Annotated in this window: 4 protein-coding genes; 1 reads left to right on the top strand and 3 read right to left on the bottom strand. The window is 72.2% G+C overall.

Translation table 11 applies throughout. The features are described 5' to 3' along the window. Positions 1 to 226 precede the first annotated feature (226 nt). Positions 227 to 1,267 carry a cation diffusion facilitator family transporter gene (locus NBW84_RS13545; RefSeq protein ID WP_250285084.1) on the top strand — a complete coding sequence of 347 codons (1,041 nt, stop codon included), beginning with the start codon at positions 227 to 229 and terminating at the stop codon, positions 1,265 to 1,267. 127 nt (positions 1,268 to 1,394) lie between these two features. On the opposite strand, the gene NBW84_RS13540 is transcribed toward NBW84_RS13545, so the two are convergent. The 3 genes from NBW84_RS13540 to ftsR form a co-directional block, all read right to left on the bottom strand. Further along, complete coding sequence (locus NBW84_RS13540) at positions 1,395 to 1,967, bottom strand: MerR family transcriptional regulator (RefSeq protein WP_250285082.1); 573 nt, start codon at positions 1,965 to 1,967, stop codon at positions 1,395 to 1,397. A gap of 274 nt (positions 1,968 to 2,241) precedes the next feature. Continuing rightward, positions 2,242 to 2,727 (bottom strand): bifunctional nuclease family protein, encoded by a 486-nt coding sequence (locus NBW84_RS13535; protein ID WP_250285080.1) that lies wholly within the window; start codon positions 2,725 to 2,727, stop codon positions 2,242 to 2,244. Between the two features lie 301 nt (positions 2,728 to 3,028). Beyond that, the coding region (ftsR, locus tag NBW84_RS13530; RefSeq protein WP_445548708.1) for a transcriptional regulator FtsR at positions 3,029 to 3,781 on the bottom strand (753 nt) is incomplete at its 5' end.

The following is a 3,781-nucleotide window of genomic DNA, read 5'->3' as shown; positions in this document are numbered from 1 at the left end:
TCCCCCCGGACGCGTCGCGGGTGGGCAGCCGTCCCGGACGTGACGTCCGGAGAAAACGCCCACCAGGACACGGGAAACAGCCGGCGGGAAAACAGCGCCGTTCCCGGAATGCTGAACCCGATATCGGCAGCCATTTTCAGCGCAAATGACGGGGCCGGCGGAAGGAAGTAACGTGGAAAGCCGGACGGCCACGGGAGGGCAACGGCGGGCCGGGAAAGGAAAGCCGGTGGCGGAGAATACCGGAACAGCGCACGGCCCCGGCGGCGGCGGCCACGGCCATGACAGCGGTCACGGGCAGCATGCCGGTCACGGGCACGACGTCGCCGCGGACGCGGACCGGCGCTGGCTGATGACCGCTCTCGGCATCATCCTCGCCTACCTCGTCGTGGAGGTCGTCGTTGGCCTGCTCGCGCACTCCCTGGCGCTGCTGTCGGACGCGGCCCACATGCTCACCGACGCGGCGGCGATCGCGCTGGCGCTGGTGGCCCTGCGGGTCGCGGCCCGGCCGGCCGGCGGCGCCTACACGTTCGGCCTGCGCCGGGTGGAGATCCTCTCCGCCCAGGCCAACGGGCTCACCCTGCTCCTGCTGGCCGGCTGGCTCACCGTCGAGGCGATCCGCCGGCTGCTCACCCCGGGTGACGTGGCCGGCGGGCCCGTGCTGGCCGTCGCGCTCCTCGGGGTGGCCGTCAACCTTGCCGCGGCCTGGGCGATGAGCCGGGCCAACCGGACGAGCCTGAACATCGACGGCGCCTTCCAGCACGTTCTCAACGACCTCTACGCGTTCGTCGCCACCGCCGTCGCGGCAGTGGTCGTCCTCGCCACCGGATGGGAGCGCGCGGACACGGTCGCCTCGCTCGCCGTCGTCGTCCTCATGGTCAGAGCCGGCGCCGGCCTGCTGCACGCCTCCGGCCGGATCTTCCTCGAGGCCGCCCCCGACGGGGTCGACCCGGACGGCATAGGTGCCGCGATGGCCCGCCGGCCCGGTGTCAGCGAAGTCCACGACCTGCACATCTGGCAGATCACCTCCGGTGAGCCGGCGCTGTCCGCGCACGTGCTGGTGCATCCCGACGCGGACTGCCACGCCGTCCGGGCCGGGATACACGCCTGGCTGCGCGAGGAGCATCACATCGACCACACCACCCTGCAGGTCGACCATCTGCCCGCCGCGGCGCACCCCACGGCCGGGCAGCCCGACGATCCGCACTGCGCCGCGCCGCACGGCACCACGCACTACGCCGCGCGGCGCGGCGCCGCGAACCCGCGCTGACCGTTACGGATCACCACCTGTGATCCGCCGGTCCCGGCACCGGACGGCCGACTTGCACCGGACGGCCGACGAGGCCTGGCCCATGGCCGCGGCGGCCGGGCCGGGCCGCCGCGGCCATGGGCCGTCGTCAGGCCGAGCTGCGCCGGCTGCGGCGGTTGGCCAGCTCGTCCCCGGGATGACCGACCGTCGCCGGGCCGGGGTGCCCCCCGCGCTCGGGGCGTTCGGGGCGCTCCGTCGGCAGCTGGGACAGCTGCCCGCGCATGTCCTGGACGGCCCGGCCGACCGCGATCGCGAAAACCCCCTGGCCGCCCTGGACGAGGTCGATGACCTGGTCGTCGGAGGTGCACTCGTACACGGTCGACCCGTCGCTGACCAGGGTGACCTGTGCCAGGTCCTCGATCCCGCGCAGGCGCAGGCAGTCGGCGGCGGCGCGGATGTTCTGCAGGGAGACCCCGGCCTCCAGCAGCTTGCGCACGACACGCAGGACCAGCACGTCCCGGAAGGAGTACAGCCGCTGGCTGCCCGAGCCGGTGGCGCCGCGTACGCTCGGCACGACCAGGCCGGTGCGGGCCCAGTAGTCGAGCTGCCGGTAGGTGATGCCCGCGGCCGCACACGCGGTGGGCCCCCGGTAACCGACATCGTCACCGGGCGGCAACGGGAGATCGTCCGGGAAGAGCTGCCCCTGTCCGATCATCGCCATCCGATCATCGCTGTCGTCGTCCCGTCCGCCAGCCAGCCACCCTGAGTTCACTCAACCGCCTCGACTCGACGGTAAGAGCCTCGGGCGATCCCATCAATGATCGCGATCGGCGTGTCCCGTGGCAGACCCACAATGTTCCCAGATCAAGCCTTTGTGAGGATACAGCCGCACACAGCCACAGCGGTCAGCGAACTGTACGAATCGGCTGGAAAGCCTTTCGGCGGCCCGGGAACCGGACGGCTGACGGGGCACGCCGCATGCCAGGGCCCCCGCGTCAGGAGCCTGGCGTGTTGAAGTCCTCCGGCGAGATCGTGTCGAGGAACTCCCGGAACTTCTCCAGCTCGCTCTCCTGCTCCTGTTCCTGCTCCTCCGGCACGGTGATCCCGGCCTCGGCGAGCACCGACTCCTCGCCGTAGACCGGCGCCCCCATCCGCATCGCCAGCGCGATGGCGTCCGACGGCCGGGCCGAGACCTCGACCCCGTTGCCGAAGACAAGTGTGGCGAAGAACACGCCGTCCTGCAGATCGTTGATGGTCACCCTGGTGAGCTCGGTCCGCAGGGCACGCAACACGTCACGCATCAGGTCGTGCGTCATCGGGCGGGCGGTCGTGATGCCCTCCTGGGCGAAGGCTATGGCCGTCGCCTCCACCGCGCCGATCCAGATGGGCAGGTAACGCTCACCGCCGACCTCCTTCAACAGGACGATCGGCTGCTTCGACGGAAGCTCGACACGAACGCCGACGATGTCCAGCCGATGCACCGATCTACCTCCTCACACAGGCGGGCAGGACGGGATGATCCGACCGGAAACTGTAAACCGCCACCGGCTGACACTATCCCGGTCTCCGGGCTTCGTCAGCGGCCCGACGCTTCCGACAAGATCTCCAGTAAGATCGGCCATCGCACGGACCTGCCACCCCGGTCAACAATAGGTGCCCGGGTGTGAGCCGGCCCACGCAGCCGACAGGCGCTCCGCCCCCGGCCGGCGATGTCACCTGCCCGGTCCAGGACCCAGCCGGGCGCGTCACCTGCCCGGCCCGGGACGCCGCAGGGGGCATGTGTCACGCGCCCGGCCCGGTGCGCAGCCGGGCGCGCAGCAAGGCCGCGTGCAGCCGCACGAGCAGCCCGGCGATCTCGTCCAGGGCCTCCTCCGCCCGCCCGCTGCTGAACGGGTCGCGCTGCGCCCGCAGCGGCGCCGTCACCTGCTCGATCAGCCCGGCCTCCCGGTCGGCGGCCACCCGCGACGGGCGCAGGTGCCGGGGCTGGATGCCGAAGCCGCTCAGCGCGGCGAACGTCCGCGCGACCGCCAGCGCGTCCCCGTCGAAGTAGCTGCCCCCGGGACGGGGGGCGACCAGCCCGTACTGCTCGAGCTCGGTGAGCTCCTGCTCGTTGACACCGGCCGCGGCGAGCAGTTCCCGCCGTGACATCCGCACCTGCTCGCCGTTGTCGAGCAGGGCGTCGAGGGGGCCGGGCGACGGCGGTGCCACCGGGCGCGGGCCGGGGCGCTCCCGCGGGAGCGGCTCGCTGTCCAGCGACTCCAGCTCCTGTTTGATCACTCGCAGTGGCAGGAAGCGCTCACGCTGCGCGCCGAGGACGTAGCGCAGCCGGGCGACGTCGGCGGCGGAGTACTTACGGTAGTTCGCGCTCGTGCGGGCGGGGGTGACGAGCCCCTCCGCCTCCAGATAGCGGATCTTGGACAGGGTCACGTCCGGGTAGTCCAGCCGCAGCCGGTCGAGGACCTCGCCGATGGTGAGGGTCTTCGCGCTGGCGGCATCCGCCCGGCCCCGCGACGCCCGCACGGGCACGGGCACGGG

Origin of the sequence: Protofrankia sp. CiP1_Cm_nod2 (assembly GCF_920664355.1) — a bacterium.
Lineage (GTDB): Bacteria > Actinomycetota > Actinomycetes > Frankiales > Frankiaceae > Protofrankia.
The sequence above is the reverse complement of the archived record's forward strand: the minus strand, read 5'-3'. Positions and strand labels throughout refer to the sequence as shown.